This window comes from Spirosoma luteum DSM 19990 (assembly GCF_000374065.1).
GTDB lineage: Bacteria > Bacteroidota > Bacteroidia > Cytophagales > Spirosomataceae > Spirosoma > Spirosoma luteum.
This window is the reverse complement of the sequence record NZ_KB893248.1, coordinates 104,472-123,396: the sequence shown is the minus strand read 5'-3', so window position 1 is coordinate 123,396 and position 18,925 is coordinate 104,472. Positions and strand designations below refer to the sequence as shown.

General features: G+C 51.4%; 12 protein-coding genes. All 12 read left to right on the top strand.

Translation table 11 applies throughout. The features are described from left to right. Window positions 1-13: 13 nt before the first annotated feature. The 12 genes from B156_RS0108030 to B156_RS0107975 all read left to right on the top strand — a co-directional run bounded on the left by B156_RS0108030 (window position 14) and on the right by B156_RS0107975 (window position 18,917). Complete coding sequence (locus B156_RS0108030; RefSeq protein WP_018619167.1) at window positions 14-1,558, top strand: RagB/SusD family nutrient uptake outer membrane protein; 1,545 nt, start codon at window positions 14-16, stop codon at window positions 1,556-1,558. 128 nt (window positions 1,559-1,686) lie between these two features. After that, complete coding sequence (locus tag B156_RS0108025; RefSeq protein WP_018619166.1) at window positions 1,687-5,058, top strand: VCBS repeat-containing protein; 3,372 nt, start codon at window positions 1,687-1,689, stop codon at window positions 5,056-5,058. A 54-nt stretch (window positions 5,059-5,112) separates the two neighbouring features. Continuing rightward, a complete protein-coding gene (locus B156_RS0108020; protein ID WP_018619165.1) occupies window positions 5,113-6,144 on the top strand; it encodes a LacI family DNA-binding transcriptional regulator in 1,032 nt (343 codons plus the stop codon). A gap of 157 nt (window positions 6,145-6,301) precedes the next feature. After that, window positions 6,302-7,003 carry an NUDIX hydrolase gene (locus tag B156_RS0108015; protein WP_018619164.1) on the top strand — a complete coding sequence of 234 codons (702 nt, stop codon included), beginning with the start codon at window positions 6,302-6,304 and terminating at the stop codon, window positions 7,001-7,003. A 242-nt stretch (window positions 7,004-7,245) separates the two neighbouring features. Continuing rightward, window positions 7,246-8,577, top strand: coding sequence for a xylose isomerase (gene xylA / locus B156_RS0108010; RefSeq protein ID WP_018619163.1), 1,332 nt, complete (start codon window positions 7,246-7,248; stop codon window positions 8,575-8,577). Window positions 8,578-8,642: 65 nt separating this feature from the next. After that, complete coding sequence (locus tag B156_RS0108005; RefSeq protein WP_018619162.1) at window positions 8,643-9,500, top strand: transketolase; 858 nt, start codon at window positions 8,643-8,645, stop codon at window positions 9,498-9,500. A 9-nt stretch (window positions 9,501-9,509) separates the two neighbouring features. Then, window positions 9,510-10,466: a transketolase family protein gene (locus tag B156_RS0108000; RefSeq protein WP_018619161.1), complete on the top strand. Its 957-nt coding sequence runs from the start codon at window positions 9,510-9,512 to the stop codon at window positions 10,464-10,466. Between the two features lie 86 nt (window positions 10,467-10,552). Next, window positions 10,553-11,701 (top strand): Gfo/Idh/MocA family protein, encoded by a 1,149-nt coding sequence (locus tag B156_RS0107995; RefSeq protein ID WP_018619160.1) that lies wholly within the window; start codon window positions 10,553-10,555, stop codon window positions 11,699-11,701. A 629-nt stretch (window positions 11,702-12,330) separates the two neighbouring features. Continuing rightward, window positions 12,331-13,425, top strand: coding sequence for an endo-1,4-beta-xylanase (locus B156_RS0107990; RefSeq protein ID WP_018619159.1), 1,095 nt, complete (start codon window positions 12,331-12,333; stop codon window positions 13,423-13,425). A gap of 81 nt (window positions 13,426-13,506) precedes the next feature. Continuing rightward, complete coding sequence (locus B156_RS0107985) at window positions 13,507-14,097, top strand: RNA polymerase sigma factor (protein ID WP_018619158.1); 591 nt, start codon at window positions 13,507-13,509, stop codon at window positions 14,095-14,097. Window positions 14,098-14,155: 58 nt separating this feature from the next. Further along, entirely contained in the window at window positions 14,156-15,229 is a 1,074-nt protein-coding gene (locus B156_RS0107980; RefSeq protein WP_018619157.1) for a FecR family protein, read from the top strand. 238 nt (window positions 15,230-15,467) lie between these two features. Continuing rightward, a complete protein-coding gene (locus tag B156_RS0107975) occupies window positions 15,468-18,917 on the top strand; it encodes a TonB-dependent receptor (RefSeq protein ID WP_018619156.1) in 3,450 nt (1,149 codons plus the stop codon). Window positions 18,918-18,925: the final 8 nt, after the last annotated feature.

The window sequence follows — 18,925 nt, the reverse complement described above, 5'->3', positions numbered from 1 at the left end:
AAATCATAGTTTCATGAATAAATCTTATCTGCTGGTTAGCGCGCTGATATTGGGCGCAACAGTTGGGTGTAAAGAGGAAGGCTTAAATCAGCTTAATCCGAATGCTGTTACCACCGACAGCTATTTTCAGAATGATGTTCAGATCAGGAGTGCGATAAATGGCGTGTACGCAGCGCTTCAATCAACAAATCTGATAGCACGGGAGTGGTGGTTTACCCAAGACCTGCGCTCCGACGATATGGCGCCGGGCGGTGCGGGGCTCGAAGTTCCACGCAACCAGTTGCTAATAGGTACGTACGATGCCAGTAATGCATTGGTAAGTTCCGTCTGGCAGGGAAACTATCGGGTCATTCACCGGGCCAATGTGGTTATTGACAAGGCTGCTACGGCAACCGCCTTGTCAGCAGCGGTCTCTACTCAGGCAGTGGGTGAAGCAAAGTTTCTGCGGGCCTGGTCTTATTTCGACCTGGTTAGCATGTGGGGTGGGGTTCCGCTCTATAAAAGTTACGTAACATCGCTGGATGGTTCGCTTGCTCGTTCACCGGAAGCCGATGTATATGCATTTGTTATTGCCGATCTTAAGGCGGCTCAGAATGCGTTACCCGCTACCTACGATGCGTCCAACCAGGGCCGGGCAACAAAGGGAGCGGCTACTATGCTATTGGCCCGCGTGTATATGCAGCAGGGTGATTATGCGAATGCTAAAACCGAATTGCAGAAACTGATAACGTCCGGTACGTACCAGTTAATGGGCGAATTTTTCGACAATTTCACGGAGGAAGCCGAGTTCAACAAAGAGTCAATCTGGGAGATCAATTTTCTGCCATCGGGTGGCTCATTCAACTGGAACGGCGATGCCGATGGCGCAGCAGCCGGCGAAGAAACCGTTCGGACGCAGGAGTATTCGGCAATCGGATGGCGCAACCTCATTCCATCCAACAGTCTGCTCAACGAATTTGAGCGGCCCAGCAAGGGCGATGCAAAACTCGACCCCCGGTATACCAAATCGTTCTATTCAACGGGCGACCTTTTCAACAGCGGTAAAACCGTACTCACTGCCGCAGCGCAGGCTGGTAACACGTCCATCGTAGATGGTGTAGAGCAGAAAGTGAGCTGGCGGAAATATAGCCTGATGTACCGAATTGACCCCGGCGGGTTCCTGACCGGTGGAATCAATCAGCGCATCATGCGGTATGCCGAAACTCTGCTGGCTATGGCCGAGTGCGAAAACGAACTGGGAAATCTGGCCAGTGCCGTTACGTACCTGAACATGACCCGTGCCCGCGCCAGCGTAGCCATGCCCTTGTACCCAACCGCCAACTACCCCGTGTCGAATAAAGACCAGGTATTTGCCGCCATTGTTCACGAGCGTCGGGTTGAGTTTAGTGGCGAAGAAATCCGGAACCACGACCTTCTGCGGTGGCGGAAGCTGGGCAAACTAAAAACGGAGCCTCTTGCCTATTTTGTGAAAGGAAAAACCGAGCTGTTGCCTATTCCTCAGCAGGAAATCGATAATAATCCGTCTATTGGCGTGAAAGGACAGAACCCCGGCTATTAATCGTTTTACATACGTTAGATTTACTGACCAATGACACCGGGATACCCGGTGTCATTGTCAATTATAGCATAATGCGTTTACGGGTGATGATAAATACTGACTGGACAATAGTACGCTGTATTGCTCTGATGAGTAGCCTGTTAGGGGCCTGTCATCCCTCTACTCCTACCCTGTTCGAGCAACTTCCCGGTAGCCAGACCCACGTAACGTTCGCCAACAATCTGACCCCCGGCGAGAAACTGAATGGGTTTACCTTCACCAATTTCTACAACGGCGGGGGCGTAGCCGTGGGGGATGTCAATAACGACGGGTTTGCGGACGTATTTTTTACCGGTAACCAGGTCAGTTGTCGGCTGTATCTGAATGAGGGTAGCCAGGAAAACAACGCATTCGTCTTCAATGACATTACGGAAGCGGCCGGACTAACTACGGACCGCTGGTGTTCGGGCGTAGTCATGACCGATATCAATCAGGACGGCTGGCTCGATATCTACATCTCCGTAGCCAGCCACTCAGCCCTGAAACAAACTGAAAACCTGCTGTTCGTGAATCAGGGCCTTCGGGCTGGGAAACCCGTATTCAGGGAAATGGCGAAAGCCTACGGGCTGGCCGACCCGGCCTTTACCACACAGTCTGCTTTTTTTGATTACGACCTCGACGGCGACCTCGACGTATTTCTGCTCAATACGGCCCCCGATTTTCAGAACCCGTCCCACGTTCGGCCAGTCGTGTCGAACGGCACGCACCCCAGCACGGGCAAACTGTACCGAAACAACGGTACTGGCCCGGCGGGGCATCCGGTGTTCAGCGATGTATCAGCCGAAGCGGGCATCACCTACGACGGGTTAGGGCTTGGCCTGGTTATCAGTGATATCAACAACGATGGCTACCCGGACATTTACTGCTCCAATGACTTCACCAGCAGTGATATTCTTTACCTGAATGATGAGAAGGGGAACTTCACCAACGTAATCAAACGGGCCATGGCCCACACCAGTATGTATGGTATGGGCGTTGATGCGGCTGATGTCAATAACGACGCCCTGCCCGACCTGATGCAGGTAGACATGCTGCCGAAGGAGAACAACCGGCTCAAAATGATGCTGGCCGGTCAGGACTACGACCGCAAGGAGATGAGCGTGTCGCCCCAATACGGCAACCAGATGCAGTACATGCGCAACTCGCTTCAACTAAACAGGGGCAATCCGGGCGGAATGAACGTACCGCTGTTTAGCGAAATTGGGCTGCTGGCGGGTGTGGCGCAAACCGACTGGAGCTGGGCACCCTTGCTGGCCGATTTCGACAACGATGGCTGGAAGGACATGTACATCACCAATGGCTACCGTAAAAATGTCACCGACCGGGATTTCATCAATTTCAGCGAGGATTTTTCCGGCTTTGGCACCACCGAATACAACACGCAGAAACGACTCGATTTACTAGAAAAAGTGCCCGAGATCCCGCTTGAGCACTATGCCTTTCGGAACGTGGGCGGTGGTTCCTTCTCCGATGTTTCTAAAGCCTGGGGACTTAACACAAAGTCGTTCGCCAACGGAGCCGCCTACGCTGATTTCGACCACGACGGCGACCTGGATCTAGTGGTGAACAACGTTGATGCGGAGGCTCTCATTTACCGGAACAATAGCCGGGAGCAGCATCCGGCACAGCATTACCTGACCATTCAACTACAGGGCGATTCGGCCAACCGGCAGGGTATCGGGGCCAACGTAACGGTCTGGTCGGGGGGGCAAATTCAGTATTGTGAACTGAACGTGGTGCGGGGCTATCTGTCTTCCATAGAACCGGTGTTGCATTTTGGGTTGGGGAAAGCCCGCGCGGTTGACTCGCTGCGGATTCAGTGGCCGGGGGGGTGGGTGGAAATCCGACGTGCCGTACCGGTCGATACGGTCCTCACACTCGCCTACAAACAGGCACAGAAAATAGACAAGCTTAATCCGGCACTGGTGGCCCAACCGCTTTTCGCCGATGTAACGGAGAAATATCCAATCAACTTCACACACCGTGAGTCGGATTATGTAGATTTTAAACAGACGGCGGCCATGCACAAAATGCGCTCGCGGTCGGGTTTTGCGCTGGCCGTTGGCGACGTGAATGGCGATGGGCTGGACGACTGTTTTGTGGGTGGTTCGTACCGGGGCAGCGAAGCCGCTTTATTCTGGCAGAATGCTGCGGGTAGATTAACAAAGAAAGCATTCCCGACGCAGGGAAGCCGGGAAGCAACCAATGCCTTATTTTTTGATGCTGATGGTGACAAGGACCTGGACCTGTACGTGGTATACGGCGGAAACGAACGACCCGTTACCGACAAGGCTTTTTACCAGGACCAGCTTTACCTGAACGATGGCCAGGGTAATTTTATGGAAGCCTCTGCCGGAACGCTACCCGACTTATCAGGCAGTGGTTCATGCGTGGTTGCGGGCGATTTCGACCACGACGGCGACCTGGATTTATTTGTCGGTGGCCGCCAGATTCCCGGCCAGTATCCCCTACCTGCCCGTAGCTACCTCCTTCAGAATGACACATCACTAAAGGGCATTCACTTTACCGATGTAACCCAACAACGCTGCCCATCACTGATGCAGGTGGGTATGGTTTGCTCGGCACTCTGGTCCGATTACGACAACGACGGCTGGGACGATTTACTGCTGGCCGGGGAGTGGATGCCGTTGACCATCTACAAAAACCAGAAAGGAACATTCAATACAGCCGCATCGCCCTTGCAGGTTCTGAATTCGGCAGGGTGGTGGAACTGCCTGGCGCAGGGCGATTTTGACCACGATGGCGATATGGACTATATGGCTGGTAACGAAGGGCTGAATACCCTGTACCATGCTTCGGCCGATGAACCCGTCAGGATTGTTGCCAAGGATTTCAATAGTGACGGCACGATAGACCCGCTTATGGGCTACTACATCAGTGGCATCTGCTACCCGGCCCTCCCGCGCGATGCCCTAAACCAGCAGGTTATCCAGTTTCGGCGGAAGTATAAGCGATTTGACGAGTACGCGGCCGTTACGTTCGACGAACTCCTCTCGGCTGATGAGCGCAAAGGTGCGTACCAGACGCAGGCCACCTACCTGAAGAGTGCGTACATCGAAAATCAGGGGAATGGAAACTTTGTTCTCCACGCCCTGCCCCTACCGGCCCAGGTAGCACCGGTGTTCGGCATTGTGGTGCATGACGTCAACCACGACGGGCATCTGGACGCCGTGCTCACGGGGAATTTTTACCCTAATGAAGTAAACATGGGTCGGGAAGATGCTTCTGTGGGCACAGTGCTGCTGGGCAATGGCAGGGGGCAGTTCAAGTCGCTCAACCCGGTAGCCAGTGGCCTGATAATTCAAGGTGATGCCCGGTCGTCGGCGCTGCTGCGGAGAAAAAATAATCAACTGCTGTTGGTAACAGCGGTCAACTCGCAGGGGTTACGACTAAACCAGTGCTTACTATCGGGTCGCGCAAATGCATCGGGGAATAAGTAGCATCATCAGCATTCTACTTTTCACCCGGGTTTACATACTACCATTCCAATTACCATGGAAACCAGAAAGGAAATTACCATATACGATATTGCCCAAAAACTACAACTTTCCTCATCAACCGTTAGCCGTGGCTTACAAGACAACCCGACCATAAATTTAAAAACACGGGAGCGTATTCACGAAGCAGCCCGCGAACTGGGGTACCGGCACAATACATTTGCGAGCAGCCTGCGCAAACAAAAAACGAACACGATTGGAGTCATCGTGCATGAGTTGAATAGCAGTTTTATTACGTCCGTCCTGGCTGGCATTGAACGGGTTACCTACAAAACCGGATACGACATCCTAATTGCGCACTCATCGGAAAGCTTCGAGAAAGAAGCCGCCAATGCGCTCAACCTTTTTCACAAACGGGTAGACGGTCTGATTGCGTCGTTATCCTTGGAGACGAAAGGCCTGGATCATTTCAAACAATTTGAGGAAAAGGGTATCCCTGTGGTATACATCGACCGGGTTGAAGAAAAATCAGCCAGTACAAAAGTTATCATTGATAATTACAGTGGTGGTTATCAGGCTACCCAGCATCTGATCGATCAGGGGTGTGAACGAATTGTATTAGTGACCGCCAACTTGCAGCGAAATGTGTATGAGCGACGCCATAAAGGCTATAAAGATGCCCTTTCTGCCAATGGAATACCCTTCAACAGCAAGTACGTTCTCATCAAAGATTTGAGCGAACAGAGCGGTAATGAAGCGGCTTTACAAATACTGAAAATGACCCCCATGCCAGACGGGGCCTTCTTCACCAATGACTTTTCAGCTGCGGTTTGCATGAAAACCCTAAAAGAGTATGGTCTCAATATTCCGGATGATATTGCCATTGTAGGGTTTAACAATGACACCATTGGAAAAATTATCGAGCCTCAACTCACAACGATAAACTACCCTGGCACAGAAATGGGTGAAGTGGCAGCCCGTCATTTAACCAATCACCTGCGGGGCCTTTCGACTCTTAATGATATAAGTACCATTATTATCCGGTCTGACCTCGTTATCCGGAAATCATCGCTAAAAAAAGGGATTTGACCCAGGCCGCAAACACCTAACATAAAGGTTACGAGCGGGTAGTCAATTCTGGCCAAGGTGTTGGTATGCCAAACTAGAGAAAGAGATGGGAATATGTCAGCGAAAAAATCTATTGATTACCTTCGTGGGCAATATCTGGCGTAACAAGTACCACCGAATGTTAGATCAATATACACAGCAGCAACCTTATTTACTGGCCTTAGATTCAATCATATTCGGTTTCGATGGCGAGATGTTAAAAGTTCTGCTCGTAAAACGGGGGGTAGAAGAAAGAACCTGGTCGCTGATGGGGGGATGGCTGCGGCCCGACGAAGGGCTGGAACAGGCGGCAGCCCGAATTCTGTTTGACCTGACGCGCCTGACCAACGTGTATCTGGAGCAGTTGTACACCTTTGGGGATCCCCACCGCGACCCCATCGTCCGAACCATATCGGTTGCTTATTTCTCCCTCGTCCGGATCGCCGATTACGAAACGAAAATTTCGGGAGAGTTTCAGGCCCGCTGGTTTTCAATCTACGATTTGCCCACGCTGTTATTCGACCACGGGGATATGGTTGAGCTGGCTATAAAACGCCTGCGCTACAAAGCCGCCCAGCACCCAATCGGCCTTGAACTGCTTCCCGACAAATTCACCATCCCCCAGCTCAAGAAACTGTACGACGCTATTTACAATACTGAATTCGACAAACGGAATTTTAGCCGCAAGATTCTCTCCACCGATCTGCTCATCAAACTGGATGAGAAGCAGAAGGGCTTCTCCCGCCGGGGCGCTTATTATTATCAGGTTGACAGGTGCAAATACCAGGCAATAACCAACTCTTTCCTGAACTTCATCCCCAATTCAGAACTTGGCCTTTAGCCTCGTAGCCAACCCATCGTGTTGCATACCGCTTTAATCCTGACTAAAGGATACGGAAATTTCTAAAAAAAGATAAGTGTCATATTGACATTGAATAAAATAAGTGTCACTTTTACATCAATTATTCATTACCCGTAGGATACCGCTAAACCGAAACTTACGACACAGGCCACTCACGCCGAAGCCTTCGACCAGTGGCAATCACACGTACAATTAACCAACGCATAAAAACAAGTCAGTTCATGTCAGCAATCACGTTAGGCGACCAGGAATACTTCAAGGGTATTGGCGCTATTGGGTACGAAGGCCCTAAATCTAAAAATCCGTTAGCGTTCAAATGGTACAACCCCGAACTGGTAGTAGGTGGCAGAACCCTGCGGGAACAACTCCGCTTTTCTATCAGCTACTGGCATACCTTCTGCGGAACCGGTGGTGACCCCTTCGGACCCGGCACCCGCGATTTTGCCTGGGACCAGGATAATGACGCCAACGTTCGTGCCCGATTGAAGATGGATGCAGCCTTCGAATTTATCACCAAAATGGGGGCGCCGTACTACTGTTTTCACGACATCGACCTGGTAGACGAAGGCCCGTCGGCTGGCGATTACGAAAAGCGGCTACAGGCCATTGTTGACTATGGCCAGCAGAAACAGAAAGAAAGCGGAGTAAAACTGCTGTGGGGCACAGCCAACGTGTTTTCAAATCCGCGCTACATGAACGGCGCATCAACTAATCCCGATTTTTCGGTGCTGGCCTACGCCGGTACGCAGGTTAAAAACGCCATCGATGCAACCATTGCGCTGGGTGGCGAGAACTACGTTTTCTGGGGTGGCCGGGAAGGCTATATGTCACTGCTCAACACCAATATGCAGCGCGAAGTGGAGCACCTGGCCCGGTTTCTAACCATGGCCCGCGACTACGCCCGTAAGCAGGGCTTCACCGGCACGTTCTTCATCGAACCAAAGCCCATGGAGCCCACTAAACACCAGTACGATTACGACGCGGCCACGGTAATTGGTTTTCTGCGGCAGTACGGGCTGGATAAAGATTTCCAGCTAAACATAGAAGTTAACCACGCCACACTGGCCGGTCATACCTTCGATCATGAACTACAGGTGGCGGCTGATGCCGGTATGCTGGGCAGTATTGATGCTAACCGGGGCGACAATCAGAACGGCTGGGATACGGACCAGTTCCCCATCAACCTGTACGAACTCATCGAAGCAACTCTGGTGATTCATCAGGCCGGGGGTATCAAACCCGGTGGTATCAATTTCGATGCGAAAGTACGCCGGAACTCAACGGACCTGGAAGACCTGTTTGTGGCCCACATCAGCGGCATGGATGCTTTTGCCCGCGCGTTCATCGTAGCCGACACGATACTGAAAGAATCCGATTACCTCAAGTTTCGCACCGAGCGTTACGCATCGTTCGATAAGGGCCAGGGGAAAGCGTTCGAAGAGGGGAAACTATCGCTGGAAGACCTGCGAACCTATACCTTCCAAAACGGTGAACCGCAACTGCGTAGTGGCAAACAGGAATGGCTCGAAAGCATCATTAATCAATACATTTAACCCAATTTTGCCAGACCGATAGTCCGGTCTGGCAAAATTCTCAAGTGATTACAAAAAGGAAACGCATGAAAACGGACGAGTTAAAAAAAGTAGCTTCTCAGGTACGCCGGGACATTGTCCGGATGGTACATGGTGTGGCATCCGGGCATCCGGGTGGCTCACTTGGCTGTACGGATTTGTTGGTAAGCCTCTATTTTCAGACGATGAAGCTGAAAACAGACGGGACGGATTCGGTGGTGTTCGATATGAGCGGCACGGGGGAGGATATGTTCTTCCTGTCTAACGGCCACATCTCGCCGGTGCTGTATTCCGTTCTGGCTCGCCGGGGCTACTTCCCCGTCAGCGAACTGGCAACGTTCCGTAAGCTGGATTCCCGGCTACAGGGTCACCCGGCCACGGCCGAGCATTTGCCCGGTATCCGGATTGCTTCCGGGTCGCTGGGGCAGGGACTTTCGGCTGCGGCCGGCGCTGCTTACGGCAAAAAAATTCGGAATGATTCACACCGGGTGTATTGCCTGATGGGCGATGGCGAACAGCAGGAAGGTCAGATATGGGAAGCCGCTGCCTTTATTCCCCACCGGAAACTGGATAACCTGATTGCTGTCATCGACTTCAACGGTCAGCAAATCGATGGCCCTACGGATGTGGTTCTGAACAACCGCGACCTGGGCGTTAAATACGAAGCATTTGGCTGGAAGGTATTGCACATGGATGGCAACGACCTGGATGACGTAGTAACCACACTGGCCAAGGCTCACGCAGCCGGTGGGAAGGGCGTTCCCGTTTGCATTATCATGAAAACGGAGATGGGGCAGGGCGTTGATTTTATGATGCACACCCACAAATGGCACGGCACGGCTCCTAACAACGAGCAGTTGACCGCTGCGTTGGCTCAACTGGACGAAACCCTCGGCGATTATTAAGGCTCCCCCATGAAAACATACACATTTACTGAAAAGAAAGATACCCGCTCCGGCTTCGGCGCGGGCATGGCCGAACTCGGCCGAACCAATTCCGATGTGGTAGCGCTGTGCGCCGACCTGGTGGCTTCGCTCAAGCTGGATACGTTCATTAAAGAAAACCCCGACCGGTTCATCCAGTGCGGCATTGCCGAAGCCAACATGATTGGCGTAGCGGCTGGCCTCACTCTGAGCGGTCTGATTCCCTTTGCCACCACTTTTGCCAACTTTGGGTCGAGCCGGGTGTACGACCAGATTCGGCAGGCGGTGGCCTACTCCGGCAAGAATGTCAAAATCTGCGTGTCGCACGCGGGGCTGACCCTTGGCGAAGACGGGGCTACGCACCAGATACTGGAAGACATCGGCATGATGAAATCCCTGCCGGGCATGACCGTTATTAACCCCTGCGATTTTAACCAGACCAGGGCTGCTACCATAGCCATCGCCGATTACGAAGGACCGGTTTACCTGCGATTTGGTCGCCCCGTGGTGCCCAACTTCACCCCCGCCGACCAGATTTTTGAGATTGGAAAAGCAATTGTGCTGAATGAAGGGCCGGACGTTTCTATATTTGCCACGGGCCATCTGGTCTGGCAGGCGCTGGAAGCGGGTAAACTACTGGCCGAGCAGGGTATCGAAGCCGAAATTATCAACATCCACACCATCAAACCGCTGGATAAGGAAGCGATTCTACAATCTGTTCGTAAAACGGGTTGTGCCGTAACCGCCGAAGAGCACCAGATGAATGGTGGTTTGGGCGACAGTGTGGCGCAGGTATTATCGCTGAATTATCCAGCCCCGCTGGACATGGTAGCCGTCAATGATTCATTTGGAGAAAGCGGTACGCCCGAACAACTCATGGAAAAATACGGTCTGACAGCGGCTTCGATTGTGGCCAAAGCGCTGGCCGTTATTCAACGAAAAAAATAAGTAATAAACCGGTCAATGACGGGCTCTGGTTAGCCAGTGCCGGGAAGTTGACGAAACCCCTAAACCAAATGAACAGAAAATTGCGAATGGGCATGATTGGCGGAGGTAAAGATGCATTTATTGGCGCTATCCACCGCCATGCCGCCAACCTGGATAGTACCATAGAACTGGTTTGTGGTGCCCTCAGCATCAACCCGGACGTTGCGATGGCCAGTGCTCAGTCTTTGTTTTTACCCGCCGAACGCAGCTACCTGACTTATCAGGACATGCTGGAGAAAGAGAGCCAACTACCGGCTGAGCAGCGCATGGACTTCGTGACCATCGTTACGCCGAACTTCGCTCACTTCGCCCCGGCTATGCTCGCGCTGGAAAAAGGCTTTCACGTGGTAATTGAAAAACCAATCGCCTTCACCCTCGATGAAGCCCGGCAACTAAAGCAGAAGGTGGAAGAAACCGGCCTGCTCTTACTGCTGACGCATACCTATTCGGGTTATCCCATGGTGAAGCAGGCGCGGCAGATGATTCAGGCTGGTGAACTGGGCAAGATTCGCAAAGTATGGGTAGAGTACCCGCAGGGCTGGCTCAGTCAACTCACGGAACGGGAGGGCAATGCACAGGCTGCCTGGCGTACCGACCCCACAAAGTCCGGCAAAAGTGGCTGCATGGGCGATATCGGTACCCACGCGGCTCACCTGGCGGAGTACATTTCCGGCCTGAAAATTACGGACCTGTGCGCCCACCTGTCGATTATGGTGGAAGGCCGCGCCCTGGACGATGACGGTAATGTACTACTAAAATTTGAGCAGGGAGCAACCGGGGTACTAATGGCCTCTCAGGTAGCAGCTGGCGAAGAAAACGCCCTAAAAATCCGGGTTTACGGCGAAAAAGGGGGCGTCGAATGGGCGCAGCAGGAGCCGAATACGTTGCTCGTAAAATGGCAGGGTAAGCCGACCCAGATTTACCGGACCGGTACGGGCTACGGCAACTACCTGTCCTCCTACGCTATTCAAAGCAGCCGCACACCGGGTGGGCATCCGGAAGGATACCTGGAAGCATTCGGGAATTTATACCGGAATTTTTCTCAGGTACTGGCAGCGCGTATCGACGGCACTACCCCTTCGGAAGAAGCACTGGATTACCCCTCGGTGAACGAAGGAATTCGGGGTATGGCCTTCATTGACAATGTCATAAAAAGCCACCAGAGTAGTGAGAAATGGACTCCTTTTGAGGTGTAAAACGAAATAGAATCCCAGACGGGGTGTGCATGAATAGTACAAATGGGTCAAATGACTTAGTGTCGTTTGACCCATTTTCAGCCGTTCATAAGCAGACTTAGACCCACTGGCTCTTTATCGAGGCCGATAACCGGGTGTTAGATCAGTGTCTGTCCCAGCCTGGCGGAGTTGTTTGTCCGGCCATTGAGGCAATAAATAGAAATGGTAAAATAGAATCAGAAACGGGTAAAATAAGTTTAGTTATTATAACTATTTCATTGTAAAATTGTATTCTCTATTAGAGCAGCAAACCAGGGTAATGGAGATACGTTGTTTCTCTTATAGAGCAATCGAGTGACGTTACGTAGTAAGCGATAGGCAGGCTTCTTCCGATAAGGTGATCACTACAGAGCATAGTTAAGCAAAATGCTCTTTTTTTATCCCCGTAATAGTGTCAAAAAGACACCATTGCATAAGGTACCTGTTCAAGTCATGATCGGGCAGCTACCTGAAAGACCTTTTCTGGTTTTGATAGCTAACGACAGGAATGAACAGGCGTTTATACTTCGTCGACCATCGGACCCGGCCTGAGCTACAGGAAATAATGAGTACGAAAATTTATAAAGTGACGGAAAACATAGCTTAACACGATGAAAACAATACAAAAAACCGTTGGCCTGACAGCCATTCTGTGCAGCCTTATCCTGATTAGTGCCCAAATCAAACCCTCTGGTGCTGTAGCGGATAAAACCTTACGGGAAGCCTATAAAAATTACTTTCCTGTTGGTGTAGCCGTAGCACCCCGCAACCTAACGGGGCCGGAAGCAGAACTGATTGTTCGACAATTCAGTAGCGTTACGCCCGAAAACGCGATGAAAATGGGGCCTATCCATCCGCAGGAGAATACCTATTTCTGGCAGGATGCGGATGCCATCGTTGACTTTGCCGGTAAAAATGGGCTCAAAGTCCGGGGGCACACGCTTTGCTGGCATAATCAAACGCCGGGGTGGTTTTTTACTGACTCATTGGGCAAGCAGGTAAATCGGGAGGTGCTTCTGGGGCGGCTCAAACGGCACATCACCGACGTAGTGAGTCGCTATAAAGGCAAAGTGTACGCCTGGGATGTAGTCAACGAAGCGGTACCCGACACAGGAACCGACATCTACCGTCAGTCTAAGTTCTATTCGATTCTGGGGGAGGAATACATCGAAAAAGCATTCGAGTACGCGCACGCGGCCGACCCGAATGCCATGCTGTTTTACAACGATTACAATACCGAAAACGCAGCCAAACAGGATAAAATCTACCGGCTACTCCAGAAACTGAAAGCGAAAAAGGTGCCCATCAACGGCGTGGGTTTACAGGGGCACTGGTCCATTTATGAGCCAACCGCTCAGGAAATAAACGCATCTATCAATCGATTCGCCAGCCTTGGACTGGTCGTACAAATCACCGAACTCGACCTGTCCGTTTATCCGAAGGAGCACGTGCGACGTCAGAGGAAAGACACGGACAAGTCCGAATTCACCCCGGAGATGGCTGATAAACAGGCTGCCCAGTACAAAATGCTGTTTGAGCAATTCCGGAAGCATAAGGGAACGGTAACGGGCGTAACATTCTGGAACGTATCGGATAAATCGACCTGGCTGGATAATTTCCCCGTCCCCGGTCGTAAGGATTACCCCCTACTTTTTGACCAGAATTACCAACCCAAGAAAGCCTTTTGGGGCGTGGTCAACTACTAATCATCAGGCTGCATAGACCCGTAGGACTTAGTAAATAGTGTGTCCTGCGTTTTTTGATCGACCCATACATTCATAAACCTCATGACTACCCAGGACCAGACTTTATGGCAATTATATCGTGAGGGCGATAAGCAGGCACTTGGCTACCTGGTAGAACGCTACTACCGGGCGCTGAAGCACTATGGCCTGAAATTTATGGTCGATGAAGCCGTTGTGGAAGACTGTCTGCAGGAGTTATTCTTGCAATTGTGGCAGAATCGCGACCAGATAAATGCTACCGTTTCCGTAAAGCATTACCTGTTCAAGGCACTGAGGCACCATGTTCTTCAGTACCTGCGCTCCCAAAAAAGGGTGCCTACTCAGGAACTCGACTGGGATACATCAATTACGGAAGAAACCGACTCCGAAACCCTGCTCATCCAGCGGGAGTCACTCTCTCAGCTTACCAATGCCTTGCAGGCCCAACTGGATTCATTGCCCGCCCGCGAGCGGGAGGCTTTGTACCTGCGTTATTACAGTGATTTATCCATTCCGGAGATAGCGGAGGTTATGAACGTAAACCGCCAGTCGGTGTCTAACTTTTTACAGAAGGCAATTACCAAACTCCGGAAAAGCAGGCTTTCTCCTGTTCTTTTCGCGATTTGCATTATTTGTCAAACTATTTTCCTTTAACGAGGGTATTGCCGGGCCTAATCTTCATACTATCATTGAATATAGTAGAATAGTACCAATGGACCTGCTTCCCGAAAACGCTACAACCGTTGAAGATTTTATAGGCAATGCCGCTTTCCGGTTGTGGGTAACGGAAAGACGGCCCAAAGACCGGCAGCTATGGAATCGATGGTTGGCTCAAAATCCTGAAAAGCGGGAGTTATACGAGCAGGCAGTAGCTACTTTCCTCCTGATTCAGGGGAAAAAAATCACTCTGTCTGACCAGCAGGTCAATGACCGGACAGCGAGTATTCTGGATCGGTTGCCCGATGCGTACATCGTCCGAAAGCCGTTCATCAACTGGCAGTGGGGCCGCTGGGTTGCTGCTGCTGCGGTCATTAGTCTTGTAGTCTGGTGGCAGTCCGGCAACCTTATCCTGGCTCCATTCACCAAAACAAATGAGCCGGTAGTACAAACCCCGCCCGAAGCGGAATGGACGACTGTCCGGAATGTGACGGAGCAGGCCCTTGTCGTTCTCCTGCCCGACAAATCGTCGGTATTACTATCCACCAATAGCCAGCTCCGGTTTCGTAAACAGGCCAGTCATGCACTGCGTGAGGTATATTTACAGGGCGATGGTTTTTTTGAAGTGACTAAAGACCCCGGCAAGCCCTTTATCGTTTACACGGCCAGTTTAACGACTAAAGTGCTGGGGACCAGCTTTCAGGTGCATTCTTCCGATCAGGATAAAACGGCCTACGTGAAAGTAAAAACGGGTAAGGTAACCGTCACACCGGTTAACGCGCCGGACAAAGCGGTAGTGCTCAATGTAAACGAGGCACTAAAACTTGGGTCTACAGCGGGGAAAGGAGTGAAGAGCGCAGATTTTTTGTCGGATGAAAACCCATCCGCTATTATCGCCCGACCATTTGTCTTCAGCTACACGGCCGTTCCGGAAATTTTTGACCAGCTTGAAGCGAGCTACCACATGCCCATTCACTACGACCGCTCATTGCTTAGCCGCTGCACATTTACCGGGAAGCTGGATGGTGTACCTTTTCTCGAAAAGATTCAGCTTATCTGCCTGGCCATCGAATCGTCGTACGAAGTTGTCGACAACAAAGTGGTCATTCAGAGCCTGGGCTGTAATTAAAACCTAACTACTCTAAACCCTGCAACTATGCTATAACAATCACCGCCAATTAGCAGAAAGCAGGCGATAGTGCGTCTAACACTACCGCCTGTAATAACCCAGTTGATGTGCTACTTCCAGCATGTTCCCCTTCAGGCGAAGGGCAGGGTTTTTATTGACATTTTCACGGTAAGAAAACGACAAATAACGCAAACATATGCACTACCTTTCAATTAACCGCAACGTATGGGTCAGGATCATGAAAATCTCGAGCCTGCAAATCATACTTGCTATCTTCCTGACGAACATCAATTTTGCCTTCGACGGCAACGCTCAGGAATTACTGAACCGGCGCGTCAGCATCTCGGCACAAAACCAGGATGTGGAGTCGATTATCAAGCGAATTGAAAAACTCGCTAATGTTCAGTTCCTCTTCAGCCGGGAAATTATTCAGTCCAAACGCAAGGTCACTTATCAGGCCAAAAATGAACAACTCTCGCAGGTACTGGCGCAAATTCTGACGCCCTTAAATCTGAGTTACGAAGTAGTTGGTCAACAAATCGTGATAAAGAGGGAAACAGCCACGGCTCTTCCAACTCAGCAAACCAGCTTTAGCGATGGACAATCGGAAGCGGCTCAGGACCGACAGATTTCGGGCCGGGTAACGGGAGAAGATGGGCAGGGTATACCGGGGGTGAACATTCAGATAAAATCCACCACGCGCGGTACAACCAGTGACGTGACTGGCAACTACAGGCTTACCGTTCCTGGTCAGGCTGGTAACGTACTGGTTTTTTCGTACATCGGTTACGCCACCCAGGAGATACCCATCGGTACGCAGTCAACCATCAATGTAACCCTGGCCGTCGACAATAAAACCCTGGGAGAAGTAGTGGTAGTGGGCTACGGAACCCAGCGGAAACGGGACGTTACCGGCTCGGTAGTTTCGGTGAATGAAGCTACATTGAAGGAAGTTCCCGCTCCTAACCTGGTCAACCAGTTGAAAGGCCGTGCTGCCGGAGTTACAGTTGTCAGCAACGGCTCGACACCCGGCTCGCAGGGCTCAATTCGTATCCGGGGTAACCGTTCCCTGACAACCGGCAATGGAGATGGTCTCGATGGTCCCCTGGTCGTGGTCGACGGAATCCCCTATGGGGGTTTGAATGACATTAACCCGGATGATATTGCCAGCCTTGAAATCCTCAAAGATGCCTCAGCAACGGCCATTTACGGTTCGCGGGGAGCAGGCGGGGTTATTCTGGTAACGACCAAACGGGGGAAAATAGGAAAACCTGTTCTTAGCTACGACGGCTATCATGGTATCACCAACATCATGGGCAAGTATAACGTGATGAATGGTACCGAGTATGCTCAGTTCAAACAGGATGCGGCTAAATACAATCGTACGGCTCCCGGAACCACCGCCTATCCGCTTACAGCAAAAGAGCAGGAAGCACTGGCCGCCGGTGTTTCTACCGACTGGCAGGGCTTGATTTATAAACCCGGCTTCAACACCAATCACCAGTTGGGTTTGCAGGGTGGGGTTGAAAATACGCAGTACTCCCTCGGCCTCGGTTATTTCAATGAAACCGGTATTATCCCCAGCCAGAAATTCGAACGGTATACTATACGCGCTACCATTGATCAACGCCTTGGGAAACGGATCAAGATTGGTCTAAATACCCTGAACACGCTAACCTACACAAACACGCCGGGCGGTGGTGGTATTCCGGGTGGCTTAGTCCGGCTAACCCCACTGGCTTCTCCATACACTGCCGATGGCTCCGTAAACCTGTTTCCCTCGGAAGGCTCAATCGATGCGGCCGGGATAAGCCCGCTAACCATCATCACCAAAAAAGATGCGTATCTGGGACGGACGCGGTCTATACGGACGTTCAATAGTTTGTATGCCGAAGTGAATATTGTTGATGGCTTGCGCTATCGGTTCAATGCCGGTCTGAACTTCAGCCAGTCGAACTACAATGGGTACGGTGGTCCGCTCACCTATTTTAACCAGGCCACGGTTCAGTCCTCCTCTAATGCCGAGATCAGTAATACGGAGTTTTGGGATATCAACCTTCAGCACTTGTTGTACTACGACAAAACGGTTGGCAAGCACAAATTTGGCTTTACAGGGTTGTATGAAATTACGCAAAACCACTCGTTGGGAAGCCGGTTTACGATAACGGGGGTGCCCGCCGACTACATCAAAACGTCCAACTTCTCGCTGGCATCCGGTACACCACTGGCCAATTCGGACTTTGGTAACTCGTTTACCGAAACCGGGTTGCTGTCTTATATGGGTCGGGTCAATTACAGCTTCAACGACCGCTACCTGCTGACGTTAACGCTGCGCCGGGATGGTTCGTCTACGCTGTCGCCACAGAACCGGTATTTCAACTACCCCGCCGTTGGGGCAGGCTGGAATATTATCGATGAGCCGTTCATGAAACGTGTTCCTGCCATATCGAACCTGAAACTGAGAGGTGGCTGGGGTATCTCCGGAAACCGGAACGTAGGCGCCTACTCTACCCTGGGGGCGCTATCGGCGGGTTATTACAATTTCGGCCTTGGCACCGCCGGTCAGCAACTGGCCTATACCGTTACCAGCCTGCCTGCTTCCGACCTCGGCTGGCAGTCAACGTCGCAAGTTGATATCGGGGTTGATTTTGGCTTCCTAAATAACCGTATCACGGGTACGGTCGACTGGTATCTTCAGAAAACCAAAGACATTCTGCTGTCTGTTCCGCTGCCCCCCAGCAACGGGGCTGGTTCGACCCTGAAAAACCTGGGAAAAACCGAAGGCCGGGGTCTGGAAACATCGCTGACGTTTGATATTTTCAGAAAGCCCGGTGGATTCAACTGGAGTGCCGATGTGATTTATTTCTTTAACCGGGAAAAAATTACCCAGCTTACCACCCCAACCGAACAGTCGAACGTAGGAGCGGGCTGGTTTGTTGGACAACCCCTTTCGGTCATCTACGACTACAACAAGATTGGTATCTGGCAAACAGCCGATCAGCCGGACATAACCCGGCAAACCTCGCCCCTGCAGTTTCCCGGACAAATCAGGGTTCAGGATATCAATGGTGATAATAAAATTGACCCGGCTGACCGGCAAATACTGGGCAATTTCCAGCCCAAGTGGGAAGGGGGTCTTACTAACCGGTTTACGTTCAAAAACTTCGATGCCTCGATCGTAACCTTCGCCCGGATGGGGATGAAAGTCGTTGTCCCTTACCTGACGGGTAACTCGACTGGTTCGGGCGGATTTGCGTTCTTCAACCAGGGCCGGATAAACCAGGTAAAAACAGACTACTGGACCGATACCAACCCAACCAACGCTTTCCCGGCACCGGATGCCGGTGGCGCTGTTCAATGGTTCGGATCGACCCTGGGTTATTATGACGGTTCGTTCGTCAAAGTAAGAAGTATCAACCTGGGCTACACCTTTACCAGCCAGTTGCTTAAGAAGGTGGGTGCCAGCTCGGCCCGACTCTACTTCAACGCCACGAACCCGTTCATCCTGTATTCGCCGTTGGTGAGCCAGAATCTGGCTATCGACCCTGAGGGGAACAGCTACGCTACCGGTCAGTCAACACTTAATGACCAGTCGGGAAACCGGGCAACCCCTGAGCGTCAAATCGCTGTAAACCTGAACAACCCGCCTATTCGGCAATTCACATTCGGCGTAAATCTTAAATTCTAATTTCCGAC